Raw genomic sequence first — 18104 nt, 5'->3', positions numbered from 1 at the left:
TGCCCCATTTTATGTGAGCTCTATTGGGGGAAACCCTTTTAAAAAAGGGTTCTCCCCCAAACCCCTTTCCTAAAATTTTTAATACTTTTTGACTTTTGGAAGTTTCTTCCTAATTTTGCGTAGGTCGGAAATATTGCAATTCTTCTGCAATATTGTCTGTTCCTTGCCAAAAAGACGTTCGATAGTGGTTAACGCTTCATATGCGGTATTTGTCAGATGGTCTCTTATAAAATGGTGAGAGTATATCTTCCCGAACACATCCCCCTGCCAACATATTAAAAGTCTTTGGAAAGGGGGCCGCCTTAGCTTCGCACGGCAAGGGGGAGAACCTTTCTTCTAGCCGTGCGTAGCTAAGGCGGGTTTCCCCCAGTAAAACCCGCAGGTAAAAAAGAAAAACTCCGCCGTCCGAAAACAGCGGAGTTTCTTTTTTGCTTTGGTCGTTTGCCCTTAGGACAGAATTACTCAGCCTTGGGAGCGCCTACAGGACATGTGCCCTCGCAGGAACCGCAGTCGATGCAAGCGGAAGCGTCGATAACGTACTTGCCGTCACCCTCGGAAATAGCGGAAACGGGGCAAGCGTCAGCGCAAGCGCCGCAGCTGATGCAATCGTCGGAAATCTTATAAGCCATTGTGAAATACCTCCTCGGAATAGTAGAGACTTTTGTCCCTCTATAATAAATTATATCAGAAATCCGTTTTAAGTCAAGAGCAAGCGGCAAAATGTAACATTATTTTAATCTGACTGACACGAATTTTTCACAAAAGTCCATCCTATATTATTCCGATGTGAAAACGGGAGTGGGATTATTGTCTATTTCGCACAGTTTTTTCATATTTCGGCAGTTTTTTTGTAAAATACTGCTTGACAAATGAGTAAAAATATTATATAATAGATTCATACGGTTGACTGTTTTTAGGCAAAATAACTATTTACCGAAGATATATAAGGAGACTGTAAATCACATTTTTTTCAAGTAAGGAGCGAACTGTTTTGAAAAGCTACGACAACACCAAGATCAAAAATATTGCAATTGCGGGTCACGCAGGCTCGGGCAAGACCACACTCACCGAGGCTCTGCTTTACAGCGCAGGTGTGACCGACCGCTTCGGCAAGGTACTCGACGGCAATACCGTTTCGGACTACACCGCAGAAGAGATCGCGCGCAAGTGCTCGGTATATACTTCCCTTTCCTGCTACGAGAAGGACGATCTGAAAGTAAATCTGCTTGACACACCGGGTCTGATCGACTACGAACAGTCGATGGTCGAGGGTATCTCCGCCTGCGGCTGCTGCATGATAACCGTTTCGGGCAAGTCGGGCGTCAAGGTCGGCACTCACAAGGCTTACAACTACGCGAAGAAGATGGGCAAGCCCACCATGTTCGTTGTTACAAAGCTCGATGACGAGAACGCGAACTTCAACAACGTGCTGACACAGCTCAAGACCGAGTTCGGTCCTACTGTGTGCCCTGTTGTGTTCCCTGTTGTTGCGAACCACAAGATCGTTTCGTATGTGAACCTCATCGAGATGAAGGCTTACAAGTACGAGGACGGCAAGGCTGTCGAGACCGATATGCCCACAGCTGAGGTCAGCGACAAGATGGAGTACCGTATCGACGGTCTTATCGAGGCTATCTCCGAGGCTGTTGCCGAGAGCGACGAAGAGCTGATGGAGAAGTTCTTCTCGGGCGAGAGCTTCACCCAGAAGGAGCTGGTTGACGGCATCCACAAGGGTCTGAATCAGGGCGTCATCACACCTGTTACCTGCGTGGCGGCGGCTACTCTCGAAGGCATAGATATGCTCATGAAGGAGATCACTCTTCTTCTGCCTGCGCCTGCCGAGAAGGAAGACAAGCCCGCTACAGACGGCAAGGGCGAGATCGTTGAGATCGCCTGCGAACCCGACGCTCCTCTGGCGGCAAGCGTGTTCAAGACCGTTGCCGACCCCTTCGTTGGCAAGATGAGCTACATCAGGGTGCAGTCGGGCGTGCTCAAGAGCAATACCGAGGTCGTGAATGCGGCTACGGGCGCTTCCGAGAAGATCGGCAAGCTGTACTTCCTCGTGGGCAAGAAGCAGATCGAGACGAACGAAGTGGGATGCGGCGACATCTGCGCGGCTGTAAAGCTGTCGGCTAACACGGGCGACACCCTCTGCGACGCTTCGAGAGTCGTTTCCTTCGAGAGACCGACCTTCCCGAAGCCGACCTACAGAGTGGCTGTAAGAGCCGCGGCTCAGAAGGACGAGAGCAAGATCTCGGGCGCGATCGCAAGAGTGCTTGAAGAGGATATGTCGCTCAGATACGAGCAGGATCCCGGCACTCTTGAGATGATACTTTCGACGCTGGGCGGTCTGCATCTTGATTCGGTCATCGGAAAGCTGAAGAGAGACTTCGGCGTTGACGTTGTGACCAGCGTTCCGAAGATCGCATACAAGGAGACCATCCGCAAGAAGGTCAAGGTACAGGGCAAGCACAAGAAGCAGTCGGGCGGTCACGGTCAGTACGGCGACGTATGGATCGAGTTCGAGCCCTGCATCACCGACGAACTGATATTCGAGACCAGAGTTGTCGGCGGCGCTGTTCCGAAGAACTTCTTCCCTGCTGTTGAAAAGGGCTTGCAGGAGTGCGTTCAGCACGGTGTCCTGGCAGGCTATCCTGTTGTAGGCGTAAAGGCTGTGCTCGTGGACGGTTCGTATCACGATGTTGACTCGTCGGAAATGGCGTTCAAGACCGCGGCTTCCATCGCGTTCAAGGACGGTATCCCGAAGGCTGAGCCGATGCTTCTTGAGCCTGTTGGCAATCTGACTGTATCGGTTCCCGACGACAAGACGGGCGACGTTATCGGCGAGATAAACAAGCGCCGCGGCAGAGTTATGGGCATGATCCCCTCCGAGACCGAGAAGGGCATGACCGACGTTACCGCTGAGGTGCCCATCGCGGAGATGAACGACTTCACCCTCACTCTCCGTCAGATGACCCAGGGTCAGGGCAGCTTCGACCTCGAAGTGGCACGCTACGACCAGCTCCCCGCCAACCTCGTAACCGCAGTTATCGCTTCGGCTAAGACTGAATAACCCCCCACCCCCGACACGCTCGTCGGGGGTGTTTTTTTACGGGGAATGAGTGCGGGTCTTTCCGGGGGGAAACCCGCCTTTCCAAAGACTTTTGATATTGTCGTCATTTGGATTTGGTTGGGAAGACAGGCTCTCGACATTTTATGAGATGTGGTCTTTTTTTAGGGAATGTTCATGCCGCATTTTACACAAAAATGCAATATGATATTTGACATTTTACGCAGACGTTGGTTTTCTGACTGGATTTTTTCGGGGTAAGTGCGGGTTTTTGCAAGTTCGGGAGGAAAATCTTGCAAAAAAATTATTAAAATTTTGTGTACGCTATTGAAATTTTCTTTCAAAGGGTGTATAATAGACTTTAATAGCTTTACTGCTGTACTATAATGATTTCAGAAAGAAGGACTTTTGTATGTTAGACATCAGGATCGAACGTACTGCAACACCTAAGGCAAAACCCACCGACGAGACTAAACTCGGCTTTGGTCACATCTTTACCGATCATATGTTCATCATGAACTACGATACCGGTCTCGGCTGGCACGACGCACGCATCGTTCCCTACGGCGAGATCTCGCTCTCTCCTGCGGCTATGTGCCTGCACTACGGTCAGGAGATCTTTGAGGGTCTCAAGGCTTACCGTACTGCTGACGGAAGCGTTCAGCTGTTCCGTCCCGACGAGAACTTCAAGAGAATGAACGTTTCGGCTGACCGTATGGTCATCCCCGAGCTGAACATCGAGGACTGTCTCTACGCTCTCAAGACCCTCGTTAAGATGGAGGAGGAGTGGGTTCCTCATACCGAAGGTGCTTCGCTCTACATCAGACCGTTCATCATCGCTACCGACCCGTATGTAGGCGTTCGCCCTGCGGATCACTATATGTTCATCATCATCCTCTCACCCTCGGGTGCTTACTACTCCACAGGTCTCAACCCTGTTAAGATCTATGTTGAGAAGCAGTATGTAAGAGCGGTTCGCGGCGGTACAGGCTTTGCCAAGACTGCGGCTAACTACGCTATCTCTCTGAAGGGTCAGCAGGAAGCTCACGATCAGGACTACGAGCAGGTTCTCTGGCTGGACGGCGTTGAGCAGAAGTACATCGAGGAAGTCGGCTCCATGAACATCATGTTCGTTATCGACGGCGAGGTAGTAACTCCCGAGCTGACAGGTTCGGTACTGCCCGGCATCACCAGAAAGTCGGCACTTGAGATCTGCCGCAAGAAGGGCATGAAGGTCTCCGAGAGACGCATCACCATCGATGAGGTTGCTAAGGCTTACGACGAGGGCAAGCTGAACGAGGTATTCGGTACGGGTACTGCTGCTGTTATCTCGCCTGTAGGACACCTCAAGTGGGGCGACAAGATCATGACCATCAACGACAACAAGATCGGACCCGTTTCGCAGATGCTGTATGACACCATGACAGGCATCCAGTGGGGCAAGATTGCTGACGAGTACAACTGGATCGTTAAGATCTGATCTGTACAGATACAACTCCGCCGGGGGCTCAATGAGCCTTCGGCGTTTTTGCTTGCTGTAAAAAAGGATGCAGAAGTGCGGCTTTTCAGGGAGATGGGTATATTTAGTTTAAATAACAAACTATACATAATCTATTGACTTTTACTCTGTTTTTTGTTATAATGAATGTATAACACCAGCCATCGCCTATTGAAATGAGGGACTGACTATGAGCAGAATAACTGACGACCTGCGCAGAAAATACTTTGGAAAAGTATGGGAGAAGCTCTCGGACGCTTCGTTCGACATGGGCATTTTTCTCATGACACACGATACGCATGAGGTCTGCATACACAAAAATGCTATGCGCATCCTCGGTTTCAGCGATGTCCCGACCTATGACGAGCTTTCTCTGGCGCTCGAACGCACCGAGGAATACGCCGAGAGCAGATCGCCCATCATGCTCGATTACTGCGACGTGGATGAGGATGACCTCACGGCAGGCGCGGTATGGCTCAACGCTTCTCACAGCGAGCTGGATCAGGGAAATTTCCTGCTGTCCACTCAGGCGGAGATAGTGCGTGCCATCGACGCTTCAAAAGGCGGTTCGCTGGTAATGATCCTGCATCTCGACGGTGCTGACACGAACCCGAGGGAGCTTTTCTACTGCGTTTACAGCGCTCTCAACGCGCTTTTCGCCTGTCTGCCCCCGGATGCCATGATAGCTTCGCACTCGAATTACGACTACTGGGTGTACATCCCGTCCTTTGAGGGCGACCCCATCGCGGAAGCCGAAAGGCTCAGGACGGCGGTGGAAAAGTGCGCTCTTACTGACAGGACAGGCAGTGTCATAAGCGAGAACCACCACATGACTTTCAGCGCGGGTATCTGCTGCGGCGAGGGGGCTGCTGTTCACCGTATGCACAGCGCGTCCTTTGCGCTGTTCGACGCTGCGGCAAAGGGCAAGGGCAGTCTCGAACTGTTCGACCCCGAGGAGTACGAACGTCAGAAGTCGGACTACGGCGACCTGCGGCGCTTCTCACGCCTGCTGGATCAGGATCTGTTCACGTACCACTTCCAGCCGATAGTCAACGCCGTGACGGGCGAGATATTCGCTTACGAGGCGCTGATGAGGACTGACCCGACCATCGGTTTCGGGCCGCTGAGGGTGCTGGAGCTGGCTGAGCGCTACGACAGGCTCTACGACATCGAGCTGGCGACGCTGAACAACACCTTGCAGGCGCTCAGCGAGAATCAGGGCTTCTTCGAGGGGAGAAAGCTGTTCATCAATTCGGTGACTTCGCATATACTCAATGATGAGGACTACCTGAAGATAGCCGCAAAGTACGGCGAGCTGCTCGAAAAGACCGTCATCGAGCTCACCGAGCACAACGAGATAGACGACAACCAGCTGGCGACCATCCGTTCGAGGATAAAGGAACGGAATATGCAGATGGCTATCGACGACTTCGGGACGGGCTACGCGAACAGCACGAACCTTGTGCGCTACGCCCCCGAGTACGTTAAGATAGACAGGGCGCTTATCGAAAACATAGACAGAAAGCCGAGCGTTCAGACGCTCGTTAAGGGAATAATAGATTTCTGCCACTCCTGCGGATATCTGGCACTCGCCGAGGGGGTCGAGACCTTTGAGGAAGTGCGTGCCGTGATCTTCCTCGGCATCGATTTGTTGCAGGGCTACTGGGTATCGCGCCCGAAGCCCGTGTTCGTCAACGAGGTCGCGGAGAGCGTGAAGGACGACATCGTCCGCATCAATCTTGAGGCGGCAGGAAAGATACAGAAGACACGAAAGGTCGAGGACGGCGAAAAACTGTCGCTGATGGAACTGGCTCTCGGGAAATACACCGAGATATCCATCGGCAGCGGCTCGGTGACGCTCACGGGTGTGACCGACCAGCTGTTCAAGATGCCGATAACCATACGCGAGAACGCGGAGTGTACGCTCACGCTGCACGAGGTCTCAATAGAATCGGATTCGGATGTGCCTGCCATCGAACTGAGCGAGGGCAGCAGGCTCACCCTCATATGCGAGGGCAACAACCTGCTGAGGCTCGGCGGCATACTCGTTCCCGAGGGGACGGTGCTGACGCTGAGTGGTTCGGGGTCGCTGTGCATCGACCCTGAGGCGCACGACTGCTTCGGCATCGGCAACGACTCGGAAAAGAGCGCAGGCGAGATATACATCGACACCATCGACCTTACCATAAGCACAAACGGTGAGCGCTGCATCGGCATCGGCGGCGGAAAGAAAGCCTTCGTGCGGATAGGCAGCGGCTGCATAGACGTGAACTGTTCGGGCGGCATCTGCACGGGCATCGGCTCTATCGGCGGCGACGCTGACCTGTTTATCGACAGCTGTTCCTTCGGGGTGAACATCGCGGCGGCTTCAAGCACCTGCATCGGTTCCATCTCGGGAAATGCTGTCATAGGCATCGCGAACGCTTCGGTGAACTGTGAGAGCGCGGGCAGCAATCTTTGCGGCATCGGCTCGCTCAGCGGCGGAAGGGCGGACATTGATCTGCGCTCGCTGGAGATAGACACCGTGATGAGGGGCAAGGCTATACTGAACATCGGCTCGAACGGCGCCGAGGCGAATTGCAGCTTCGCACATACGAAGATCACCCTCTACTCCGAGGGCGGCGAGGTCACGGGCATCGGCGACAGGAACGGCGGCGGCGACATAAACGTGAGCGAGAGCGAGATTCATCTGGCGTTCCGCACGGGAAACGGCTTCGACATCGGCAGCGCACACGGCAACGTCAGCTTAGACCGCATTATCAAGGACATAAGGATGAACGAGTGATACAAATGATCGGGGAGCAAGACACATGACAAACAATAAAAATCCGAGGCGCAGACCCCGTGTGGGGCTGCTTATAAGCCACCTTGAGGACGAATTCGACGACGCGGTTTGCGAAGGTGCTATGATAGCTGCCGCACAGTCGGATGTTGACCTCGTTATTTTCCCGGGGCGCTATATCGACGGGGTCTACGCCGATAAGCTGCGAACCGAATTTGAATATCAGTACAACACGCTGTTCGACCTGCCCGTGCGCAACAAGTTCGACGTTCTGCTCGTCCTTATCGGCACCATCGGCAGTCACCTGAACAAGCAGCGCAGGGCGGAGTTCCTGAAACGGTACGACGGCATACCCGTCATCACCATCACTTCGCAGGTGGACGGTTATCCCTGCATAAGCGTGGACAACAAGACGGGACTCGTGCAGGTCATCGAGCATCTTATCGACGCTCACGGCTGCCGAAAACTCGGTTTCGTAAGCGGTCCCGACACCAGCGACGACGCCAACGAGCGTCTTGAAGTGTTCAAGGACACGCTGAAAAAGCACGGGGTGGAGTTCCTGCCCGAGCGGGTGGTGTTCGGCAACTTCTCGAAGTATGTGGTGCCGCAGGTGAACGAGCTGCTCGACCGCTGCCCCGACCTTGACGCTATCGTATGCGCCAACGACCAGATGGCGCTGGCGGCGTATCAGGTACTGGAAGAGAGAGGGCTGAGACCCGGCATCGACATCGCAGTGACAGGCTTCGACAACGACACCATCTGCGAAGAGATGATGCCGCATCTGACCACCGTCAAGAGCGACGCCGCAGAGCTCGGATACAACGCGGTGCTGGAAGCGCTCAACTACATCAACAACGGCAAGCTGGAGAACGACACCATACAGTCTTCGATGGTGGTGCGCAATTCCTGCGGATGCACCCGCAACGCTCGGCTCGGTTCGCTTTCTTTCCGCGACAGCAGCACGGGCAGCCGCGAGGAGTTTGCGGATGAGGTCTGCGAATTCCTGATGGACAGATACCGCTCCAGCGACGAGACCCACAGGCTAAAGGAACAGTTCCGCAAGTTCCTGTTCATGATAGACGACTACATGAACAAGACGGAGCTGAGAAGCAAGAAGTTCAGAGAGGACATCGTTTCCGACCTGTACACGCTGATGGGGGACGGGTTCTTCAAGTTCGTGTCGATAGATGACCTGTTCGCGGTGATAGAGTACATCCACGGGAAATATTCCTCGGTGAACCTCGACCGCGATGAACAGCTCGTGATAAACAGGATGTTCATCCAGATATACAAGGTCATCTCCGAGCGCAACGCCGCTTACTGCAAGAACAAGCTCGAAGACAACTACTTCATGACCTGGCTGACCAACTCGATAACGAGGGATATGCTGGTGTTCGAGGCTTACGACGACGAGGCTTACAGGAGCGTTGTGGATAAGCTGCTTAGAGTTCACATGACCTCCAGCTATCTGTTCAGCTACGAGCCCGCTATCGTCAACAGAAAGAACGACACTTTCAGGCTGCCCGAAAAGCTGTACCTGAAAAGCTACCACAATCTTGGCGACTCGGTGCTGCTGCCGCCCGAAGAACAGGCTGTCGCACCCGAGGAACTCTTCTCGAACAAGTATCTGCCCAACGACAGGCGGTATACTATGATAGTTACGCCGCTGTTCTCCAACGAGGAACACTACGGTCTGCTCATGTGCGAGATAGAGCACGAGTATTTCAACTATATCACTTCGGTGACGGTGCAGCTCTGCGCCGCGCTCAGGATAATCACCATGATGAAGGCTCAGGCTCGCACGCAGAAGATGCTCCAGCAGAGCCTTATCGAGATACGCGAGAACAATCAGCTGCTGAGCGACATCTCAAAGACCGACGAGCTGACGGGCTGCTTCAACAGACGCGGCTTCTTCGAGGAACTGAGACACAAGCTCAACGATGAATGGCTCGTGGGCGACCACCCCTACGCCGTGATGATATTCGCCGACCTCGACAGCCTGAAAATAATCAACGACAGGTTCGGTCACGAAGAAGGCGACTTCGCTATTCGCTCCGCGGCGGAGATCCTTAAAAGGTCGTTCAAGGACGAGATAGTGGGCAGGATAGGCGGCGACGAGTTCGTGGTCTGCACTTTCTTCGCTAAACCCGTGGAACTGCCTAACATCCGCGAACATATCGAGACTATCTCCGCAAGGTACAACGAGGAAATGTGCGCCGACAAACCGTACATAATCCACACCAGCGTCGGTATCTACCCCTTCAACTGCACCGACACAGTGGAAATAGGCGAACTCCTCTCCCACGCGGACTCCCTCCTGTACGAACAAAAACGCAAGAAAAAAACTATCGTAAAGGCGGAGATGTGAGCCGTGGGGAGAGTGCAGACTTTGACTGGGGGAAACCCTTTTGAAAAAGGGTTCTCCCCCAGACCCCCTTCCTAAAACTTTTATTATGTCGGAAGTTTGTTGGGGTTTGGAAGATAGACTATCACCGTTTCAAGAGATAACATCTTATTTAGGGTGGGGGATTTTTCCCCGCCTTTTATTTTTGAAATGGTGACAGTCTATCTTCCAAACCAAATCCAAATGACGACATATTAAAAGTCTTTGGAAAGGGGGGCTGGGGGGAGAACCTTTCTTCTAGCCGTGCGAAGCTAAGGCGGCAGTGCGAAGCTAAGGCGGCCGTGCGAAGCTAAGGCGGCAGTGCGAAGCTAAGGCGGCCGTGCGAAGCTAAGGCGGCCGTGCGTAGCTAAGGCGGGTTTTCCCCCGGCAAGACCCGCACTAATGTGGTTTTTGCGGTGTGGGGGAAAATGGGAAAAGTTGTGATTTTTCGGTTGCATTTCGCGGGAAGCTGTGATATAATAGAAGTGATGTGCAAAAAAGGAGGGGTAGGGATTGGATGCGCCTTTGAAGGTATGCCGCAAGTGTCTGCTGGCGGAGATGTCGGAGGACGATTATCTGCGTTCTTTGAAAGAGTACATTGAAGAATATCCGAAGGACAGGCGTGTTTCGGACGAGGAATATTCGCGCAGGCTCGGACACTGCACGGGATGCGACAACCTAAGCAGCGGGATGTGCGGCATTTGCGGATGCTATGTGGAGCTTCGGGCGCTGAAACCGAATTCGGGATGTCCCGACCCTTCGGGAGACAGATGGTCAATACAAATATGAAAAAGGAAAGCAAAATGGAAAAGAAAAAGATCGAAAGAATGAAAGAAGCGATGAACCGCCGCTGTCCGCTGCTGGTCTCGCCCGTGCTGACTATGCTGATGCTCATGTATGTTTTCCGTTCGAGGGAGTTTTATCCCTTTGGCGGCAGGACGGTGGCATGGTGCGACATGAATCAGCAGGTGGTGCCGCTGCTGTGTCAGCTGAAAGACATACTCGACGGCAAGTCGGGCTGGCTGCTCAGCTTCAAGAACGCTTCGGGAATGAATTTTGTGGGAGTGTTCTTCTTCTTCCTGTCGAGCCCGTTCTCGTTTCTCGTGAAATTCGTGGAAAAAGAGAATATGCTGTTGTTCGCGAACATTCTCGTGATGCTGAAAATGATGACAGCCGCCGTCACGGCCTCGCTGTACTTCATCAAGAGCGACGAGCACAGGGGGCTCGACCCCATATCGGTGAGTCTGCTGGGCTTCATGTATGCAACGAGCGGATATGTGATGCTATTCTATCAGAACGTGATATGGCTGGACGTTATGTACCTGTTCCCGCTTCTGATGATGTCGCTTGACAGACTGCACAAAAAGCACAAGCCGATAATGTACATACTGCTGATGGCAGGGATGATGGTCATAAACTACTACATCGGCTACATGGTGGTCGTGTTCGTGCTGCTGACGGCTGGCATCTATTCCATCATCGGCATAAGAGCGGACGACAACGGCACGGCGGAGACCTGCCTGCAATTCCTCGTGGGGTCGGCGGCGGCGGCTCTGCTGTCGGCGGCGGTGTGGCTGCCGAGTTTCATGCAGTACATGACCTCGGGGCGGAGGACTTCCCTGCTGGACAACCTGCGCACGAGCGACCTCGTGACCGACTACGACACGGTGCTGACCGTGATGTTCGGAGCGGCGGCGCTGCTGATACTGGCGGCTGAGGACTTCATCGGCTCGAAAAAGGACTGCTCGCCTACCCACAGGCTCTGGAAGATAATGGCTCTGCTGCTGATAGTGCCGCTGTTCATCGAGCCCGTAAACAAGATGTGGCACACGGGCAGCTACATGGCGTTCCCTGCGAGATACGCTTTCATGACCGTGTTCGTACTGCTGATAATGTCGGCGCACACGCTGGGAAGGAAGCACGAATTCTCGGGCGACCTGAAAAAATACGCGGCAGGCGGACTGCTGAGTGCGGCGGCTGTACTGCTTTTCGGCAAGGTGAGCAGCAGCTTCATCGACGTGGAGATGGACATCATCAGCGAGTACACCCGTTCGCTGGGCGGCAACGAGTCGGCGTTCAAGGGACTGCTGAGGATACTCATCGTGGCGCTGCTGTTCACTGGGGTGATATGGTTCTTCTATCGGAAGGGCTGGGTGCTGAAGAGCGTTTCGCTGGTGTTCCTGACGGTCATCACGGTGGTACAGTCGGCAGGGCTGAGCCGCATCTACATGACGAGCTCGGGAGAGCGCAGCGAGAACACCTACACGCTTCAAAGGCGAGTACTCGACCTTTCGGAGAGGATAAACGACGACAGTTTCTACCGCGTCAAGACCAGCGCGAAGATATTCGACTACAACATGATAGGCGCGATGGGGTACAACTCCATCGGCCACTACACCTCGCTGACGAAAGAGGACTATATGTTCACGATGAAGCGGCTGGGGTACACATCGGTATGGATGGAGATAGGCACCTGCGGCGGCACGGAGATAACCGACTCACTGCTGTCCGTCGGGTACGAGATAGGGCACGAGCACAGTGACGAGGCGGTGTACACCTTCGAGGCATACAACATCTATCCGCTGGCGGACAAGCTGCCGCTTGGAATACTGACCGACACGCTCCCCGAGGGGGAAGAGATACCCGAAAAGCTGACGAGGACGGAAGTTCAGCAGTACACTGCGGAAGCGCTCTTCGGCAGGAGCGACATGATACACACCTACGAGCCCGAGGAAGGCGAGTACAAGTTCGAGGACGGGCTGTACACCGCGTCGGCGGGGGAGACGCTCATCTACCGTGTGAGGGTCAGGGGCAGACAGTCGCTGTACTTCGACTGTTTCGACAGGCTTTCAAACGAGCTGAGCGAGCCCGACTACGACAGTTTCTCGGTATCGGTCAACGGCAAGAGCATCTGCCGAAGCTATCCTTTCGGCAAGGAGAACGGGGTGCTGTCGCTGGGGACGTTCGAGGACGAGACGGCGATAATCGAAGTCAGCACGCTGAAAGACACAGCGGTGATGAGTTTCGGTGTATTCGGCATCGACATTGACGGGCTGTCGGGGGCGGTCGCGGAGACGAAGACGATAGGGCTTTCGGAGATCAAGAACGGGCTGAGCGGTTCCTGCGACCTTGACAAGCCGTCAACCGTTCTGCTGGCGGTGCCGTATGACAGCGGTTTCACGCTGAAAGTCAACGGCAGGGAGCAGCCTGTCGAGAAGACCATGTCCTGTTTCATGAAGTTTGAACTGGACGCAGGCCACAACGACATCGAGATCAAGTTCGTACCATCGGGGCTGAAAGCAGGAATCGTCATGAGTGCGGTGGGTGCGGCGGTCATCATCGGGTACGCTGTCTATCTGAAAAAGCGCAAGCCCCTCGGCGACGAAGCGTCATCGGCGGCGCTGGTGAGCAGGTATCTTGTGGCTGGCATCGCGATACTGGTGTTCATTGCCATTTACATCATGCCGACAGTGGCGAACATTCTGTTCTGGCAGAAAGAAGTGGAGTAGCGTAACAGCTGAAAGTGCCGCTATATTTGCTTGACGAAAGAAGAAAGAACATTTTGGTGACTCGGTATCGCCCGAAAGTGTGGTGAAGGGGGGCACCTTTGTTCTTTCTTCTTTTCTTTTTGTGTGGGGTGTTTTTCTCTTTTTAAAACCGCGTTATCAGGCAGAAATTTCCCAAAAGGGGTTTACAAATACCGAATTGTGTGGTATAATAATTGAGTATAGGTGTATAACGGGGGTGCGCAGATGAGCAGAAAACGTAAGCCTGCCGACTTCTCGGCGATTTGCCGCGATGTTTCGGGGATATTCGATACTCATTGCCACTACGATGACCCCGCTTTCGATGACGACAGAAATGAGATCCTCGAACGAATGTTCTCAGATGACTCCGCCGTTAAATACCTCGTTCACGCAGGCTGCGATATCGGCTCCTCAAAGGAAGGCATCGCCCTCGCGGAACAATACCCGAACTACTACTGCACCGTCGGTATCCACCCGACTTACATCCGCCGCGCCGAACTCCCCGATGACTACATCGGTCAGCTTCGCGAGCTCGCAAAGCACCCGAAGGTCAGGGCGATAGGCGAGATAGGTCTCGACTACGCGAAAGACCCCGACCGCGATGAGCAGAAGCGCGTTTTCATCGAACAGCTTGAGCTTGCACGCGAGCTTGATCTGCCTGTGGTCATCCACTGCCGCAACGCTTACGGCGACCTGCCGGAGATACTTCGCAAACACCCCGTCAGGGGCGAGTGCCACTGTTTCAGCGGCTCGGCGGAAGTCGCAAAAGAGCTGGTGAAGATGGGTTTTTACATCGCTTTCGGCGGTGCGCTGACATGGGAAAACGCCGAAAAGCCGCGGAAAGCCCTTGCGGCTGTACCGCTCGACAGGCTGCTTTTCGAGACGGACGCGCCCTATCTTGCGCCTGCGCCCTTCAATTACAGCAGGTGTCAGAGCGAGATGATAGTCTACGTCGCAAAGACCGCCTCGGAAGTGCTGGGAGTATCGGCTCAGGAGCTGACCGACATCACCCGTGAGAACGCGAAACGGCTGTTCGGGATAGGTGACTGACATGAGAAAGACCTACGGCGTCTGCGAAAACGACAGCTTTATCGTCGGGTTCAACGGCGCGACCATATATGTTTACGACAAGGGCGGCAAGGAGCTGGCGAAGTTCAAAGACGCGCCCTACTGTTACCGCGGCTGTTTCAGGACGGGAACGAATATTCTTGCGGCGAAATCCACCGCGGGGTATCTGTGCTTTTACGATCTGGACAGGCTAACGCTGATAAAGCGCGTGACGGTCACGACTCTCGGGGCGCAGGACGAAGGGTTCGCATTTTCGCCCGACGGGGGATATTTCATCAACATCGAGAAGCCGAAGGTGTCCTATCGGACGCAGATAGGCGTTTACGAGACCGAGACTTTCACGAGGGTGAGGGACTATTTCTCGGGCGACAGGAAGATGGTGCTCGACCATATCGAATACGATAACGGCGAGTGGTATCTGCTCGGATTCATGCGCTCGGATACAGAGGGCGCGGGCTACGCTTACGGATTCGTGGGCGTGTGGGACTTCGAGTCGGGGCGGCTGACCGCTATGAAGCGGATGGACGTCAGGCGCTGTGAAGCTTTGTGTTGGCAGAAAGATTGGGAAGAACACGGTTTTTCCGAAAAGTTCCGCGAGACGCACTCAACGCTTAAATACGCCAAGCCCGAAAGGGTGTCGCTTACTGAGCTGTTTGCGATGCTGTAAGTTGTTTATGAATGTTAAAGAGCTATTCAGAAAAGAAAATAACAGCATACTATACAGATTTCTCGGCGACCCGAAAAAGGGCGACAAAGCAGTTAAACATCCGGCGCGAGAGGGTGCTTTTCAAGGAGATATATCCGCCGCTTTGATCTCAAAAAAAGATAAATAATACAGGAATGGAGATAGATACAGACAATGGAGATCCTCTACATCGTTATCCCCTGCTACAACGAGGAGGAGATGCTGCCTATCACGGCTAAGGCGCTCATACGCAAGTTAGACACGCTGATAGCAGAGGAGAAAATATCGCCGCTGAGCAAGGTGATGTTCGTTGACGACGGCTCGAAGGACAAGACCTGGGAGCTTATCGAACGTTTCCACCGCAGCTGCGACCTGTTCACGGGGGTAAAGCTCTCAAGGAACAAGGGACATCAGAACGCACTGCTCGCAGGTCTCATGACCGCGAGGAAATATGCGGACATCGTGGTTTCGATGGACGCGGACTTACAGGATGACATCAACGCCATCGACGGGTTCCTCGAAAAACGCGCCGAGGGCTGTGAGATAGTCTACGGCGTCCGCTCTTCGAGAGAGACGGACACGGGATTCAAGCGCTTCACCGCGGAGGGCTACTACAAGCTGCTCGAAGCGATGGGCGTCGAGATAACATACAATCACGCAGACTACAGGCTCATGAGCCGAAGGGCTATCGACGCCCTTGCGGAGTTCAAGGAGGTAAACCTGTTCCTGCGGGGGATAGTGCCGATGGTCGGCTTCAAGTCGGACATCGTGACCTACGAAAGAGCCGCAAGACAGGCAGGCGAATCGAAGTATCCGCTGAAAAAAATGCTGTCCTTCGCGGTGGAGGGGATAACTTCCCTCTCGGTAAAGCCCATCCGTATGATAACGGGGCTGGGCATACTCATATTCTTTGTGGCTATTATAATGCTGATATACTTCCTCATCATACACTGCATGGGAAGGACTGTTCAGGGGTGGACATCCATACTCATGTCTGTATGGGCGCTGGGCGGCTTGCAGCTGCTCGCCATCGGAGTTATCGGCGAATATATTGGCAAGATCTACCTTGAGGCTAAGGAACGCCCGAAGTTCTTTATAGACATCGACCTTGAGGAAGATAACAATTACGGATATTCTGATTCAGAAAAGGAGTAAAATATCATGGCTGAAAATACCAACACACCTGCACCTACCCGCAACGACGAACTGCTTGAAGCAGTAAAGGAAATGAGAGCGGCTTACGCAGAATTCAGAGAGAACGAGAGCGACGAGAACAGGACTAAGATCAATGATGCTAACAGCAAGATCATCAATCTTACACTGAGAGCTACTTTCATCGTTCCTGCTATCATCTCGAAGAACACCCAGCTCGTTCAGGATCAGCAGAACCACCTCAAGTTCGAGGAGAAACCCCAGGCTCGCTTCATGCTCGTTAAGCACAAGGAGAACGGCACTTTCTTCCCCGTATTCACCGATGACGAGGAGTTCGCTAAGATGCAGAACAAAGAGGGCTTCAACGGCGTCAGCATGAAGTTCGCAGACATCGCTACCCTCACCGAGCAGACCCCGAACATCGCAGGCTTCGTTGTTAACCCGATGTCTACCAACCTGCCTTACACAAAGGAAATGCTCGCTCAGATCAAGCAGACCCTTCTCAACGCCCGCGAGCGCAGACAGGTCGCTGAGGCTCAGAAGGCATCCGCCGAGGCCGCAGGCATCACCGTAAGCGAGGGCGGCGCTGACAGCGAATAAACCCACACAAAACACTAAAGACCTGCCGTTCTTGGCAGGTCTTTTTTTGCGGCTTATTTTCCTGGAGGACGCCTATTTTTCCTGGGGGGGGAAACCCGCCTTAGCTTCGCACGGCTAGAAGAAAGGTTCTCCCCTTGCCGTGCGAAGCTAAGGCGGACCCCTTTCCAAAGACTTTTAATATGTTGGCAGTTGGTTGTAGTGGGGGCGTTCGGCTCTCTCCAATTCATGTGAGATCATCTGAATGAGTGGGCGTTTGCAAAAAAATGCACAAAAAAGAAAGGTAGCCTTGGAGAGACTACCTTCTGACTTGTGTAAAAAATTTTGGAGAGGATGAAACGAGCTAAGAGTATAAATCACTTAGTTTTTCATTCTTTTTCTTTCCTCTGTTCTACAATATAATTATACAATATATTGTGGTCTTTTACAACAACAATACCATTACAGAGGATTACAAAATTATTACAAAGCATATGTGATTTGTTACCACCGTGCAACATTTACCCCTTGCCAAAGAGTATTAAAAGTCTTTGGAATGGTGGCCGCCTTAGCTTCGCACGGCAAGGGGTAAACGCACTTAGTACTTCACGCCGTACTGCTCACGGTATGCGAGCATTGCGTCGAGGTATTCTTTGCCCTCGACCACGCCGTTTCTGATCGCCTCGATAATGTCGTCGATGGTAACGATGGAGTAGACCTTCACGCCGAAGGTCTTGTAGGCGTCCTGAACTGCGGAGAGGTCGCTGTCGAGCGCCTTCTCCATGCGGTCAACGGTGATGACCATGCCTGTAACGTTCACCTTTGCGGCTTCGGTCAGCTTGGGCATAACTTCGCGCAGAGCCTTGCCCGAGGTCATAACGTCCTCGATGATGACTACCTTATCGCCGTCCGCGAGCTTTCTGCCGACGAACATTCCGCCCTCGCCGTGATCCTTGACCTCCTTGCGGTCGAAACAGTAAGCCGCGTCCTTGCCGAACTTATTGTAGTACGCAACTGCCGCCGACACCGACAGGGGGATACCCTTGTACGCAGGGCCGAAGAATACGTCCGCGTCAACTCCGTTCTCCTCGATGCACTGAGCATAGAACTCGCCCAGACGCGCCAGCTGTGCGCCTGTCTTGTAGTTGCCCGTGTTGATGAAGTACGGCGCCTTTCTTCCGCTCTTCAGCGTGAACTCGCCGAAAGTCAGCACTCCGCTGTCTGCCATGAACTTTATGAACTCTTCCTTGTAGGTCATTTAGAACACTCCCGTCAAAGTTTATTGTCCTTCTATTATACCACACCATGCCCCAAAATTCAATAGATAAAATCTGAACATAGGAGAGTGATTTACGCGTCTTTC

The 18104-nt window shown here is 53.3% G+C and carries 13 protein-coding genes; 11 read left to right on the top strand and 2 right to left on the bottom strand.

Annotation, left to right across the window (positions count from 1 at the left end; all coding sequences use genetic code 11):
* Positions 1 to 458: 458 nt before the first annotated feature.
* A complete protein-coding gene (locus tag BT142_RS01915; RefSeq protein WP_072416521.1) occupies positions 459 to 629 on the bottom strand; it encodes a DUF362 domain-containing protein in 171 nt (56 codons plus the stop codon).
* 362 nt (positions 630 to 991) lie between these two features.
* Between BT142_RS01915 and BT142_RS01910 the strand changes: the two genes are divergently transcribed.
* The 11 genes from BT142_RS01910 to BT142_RS01865 all read left to right on the top strand — a co-directional run bounded on the left by BT142_RS01910 (position 992) and on the right by BT142_RS01865 (position 16765).
* Positions 992 to 3073 (top strand): elongation factor G, encoded by a 2082-nt coding sequence (locus BT142_RS01910; RefSeq protein ID WP_072416520.1) that lies wholly within the window; start codon positions 992 to 994, stop codon positions 3071 to 3073.
* Positions 3074 to 3482: 409 nt separating this feature from the next.
* Positions 3483 to 4550, top strand: a complete 1068-nt coding sequence (locus BT142_RS01905; RefSeq protein ID WP_072416519.1) for a branched-chain amino acid aminotransferase — start codon at positions 3483 to 3485, stop codon at positions 4548 to 4550.
* A 208-nt stretch (positions 4551 to 4758) separates the two neighbouring features.
* A complete protein-coding gene (locus tag BT142_RS01900; RefSeq protein WP_072416518.1) occupies positions 4759 to 7353 on the top strand; it encodes an EAL domain-containing protein in 2595 nt (864 codons plus the stop codon).
* A gap of 25 nt (positions 7354 to 7378) precedes the next feature.
* Complete coding sequence (locus tag BT142_RS01895) at positions 7379 to 9718, top strand: diguanylate cyclase (protein WP_072416517.1); 2340 nt, start codon at positions 7379 to 7381, stop codon at positions 9716 to 9718.
* A gap of 528 nt (positions 9719 to 10246) precedes the next feature.
* Complete coding sequence (locus BT142_RS01890; protein ID WP_242871898.1) at positions 10247 to 10522, top strand: DUF6171 family protein; 276 nt, start codon at positions 10247 to 10249, stop codon at positions 10520 to 10522.
* Between the two features lie 14 nt (positions 10523 to 10536).
* Positions 10537 to 13242 (top strand): YfhO family protein, encoded by a 2706-nt coding sequence (locus BT142_RS01885; RefSeq protein ID WP_175444870.1) that lies wholly within the window; start codon positions 10537 to 10539, stop codon positions 13240 to 13242.
* Positions 13243 to 13485: 243 nt separating this feature from the next.
* Positions 13486 to 14310: a TatD family hydrolase gene (locus BT142_RS01880; protein ID WP_072416515.1), complete on the top strand. Its 825-nt coding sequence runs from the start codon at positions 13486 to 13488 to the stop codon at positions 14308 to 14310.
* A complete protein-coding gene (locus BT142_RS01875; RefSeq protein ID WP_139182162.1) occupies positions 14303 to 14995 on the top strand; it encodes a YncE family protein in 693 nt (230 codons plus the stop codon). Before BT142_RS01880 ends, BT142_RS01875 begins: the two co-directional genes overlap by 8 nt.
* Before the next feature lie 7 nt (positions 14996 to 15002).
* Positions 15003 to 15161 carry a hypothetical protein gene (locus BT142_RS18940; protein ID WP_175545476.1) on the top strand — a complete coding sequence of 53 codons (159 nt, stop codon included), beginning with the start codon at positions 15003 to 15005 and terminating at the stop codon, positions 15159 to 15161.
* Between the two features lie 26 nt (positions 15162 to 15187).
* Positions 15188 to 16168: a glycosyltransferase family 2 protein gene (locus BT142_RS01870; RefSeq protein WP_072416513.1), complete on the top strand. Its 981-nt coding sequence runs from the start codon at positions 15188 to 15190 to the stop codon at positions 16166 to 16168.
* A 6-nt stretch (positions 16169 to 16174) separates the two neighbouring features.
* Positions 16175 to 16765 (top strand): SseB family protein, encoded by a 591-nt coding sequence (locus BT142_RS01865; protein WP_072416512.1) that lies wholly within the window; start codon positions 16175 to 16177, stop codon positions 16763 to 16765.
* A gap of 574 nt (positions 16766 to 17339) precedes the next feature.
* Here the strand turns inward: BT142_RS01865 and pyrE are convergent.
* Complete coding sequence (pyrE, locus tag BT142_RS01860) at positions 17340 to 17999, bottom strand: orotate phosphoribosyltransferase (RefSeq protein ID WP_072416511.1); 660 nt, start codon at positions 17997 to 17999, stop codon at positions 17340 to 17342.
* Positions 18000 to 18104 lie beyond the last annotated feature (105 nt).

Source organism: Ruminococcus sp. YE71 (assembly GCF_900119155.1).
Classification (GTDB): Bacteria; Bacillota; Clostridia; order Oscillospirales; family Ruminococcaceae; genus YE71.
The sequence above is the reverse complement of the archived record's forward strand: the minus strand, read 5'-3'. Positions and strand labels throughout refer to the sequence as shown.

Bases quoted from the DNA above. Each gene is read 5' to 3' on its own strand.
- BT142_RS01915 (WP_072416521.1), bottom strand. From the start codon at position 629: ATGGCTTATAAGATTTCCGACGATTGCATCAGCTGCGGCGCTTGCGCT.
- BT142_RS01905 (WP_072416519.1), top strand. From the start codon at position 3,483: ATGTTAGACATCAGGATCGAACGTACTGCAACACCTAAGGCAAAACCC.
- BT142_RS01900 (WP_072416518.1), top strand. From the start codon at position 4,759: ATGAGCAGAATAACTGACGACCTGCGCAGAAAATACTTTGGAAAAGTA.
- BT142_RS01895 (WP_072416517.1), top strand. From the start codon at position 7,379: ATGACAAACAATAAAAATCCGAGGCGCAGACCCCGTGTGGGGCTGCTT.
- BT142_RS01885 (WP_175444870.1), top strand. From the start codon at position 10,537: ATGGAAAAGAAAAAGATCGAAAGAATGAAAGAAGCGATGAACCGCCGC.
- BT142_RS01880 (WP_072416515.1), top strand. From the start codon at position 13,486: ATGAGCAGAAAACGTAAGCCTGCCGACTTCTCGGCGATTTGCCGCGAT.
- BT142_RS18940 (WP_175545476.1), top strand. From the start codon at position 15,003: ATGAATGTTAAAGAGCTATTCAGAAAAGAAAATAACAGCATACTATAC.
- BT142_RS01870 (WP_072416513.1), top strand. From the start codon at position 15,188: ATGGAGATCCTCTACATCGTTATCCCCTGCTACAACGAGGAGGAGATG.
- BT142_RS01865 (WP_072416512.1), top strand. From the start codon at position 16,175: ATGGCTGAAAATACCAACACACCTGCACCTACCCGCAACGACGAACTG.
- pyrE (WP_072416511.1), bottom strand. From the start codon at position 17,999: ATGACCTACAAGGAAGAGTTCATAAAGTTCATGGCAGACAGCGGAGTG.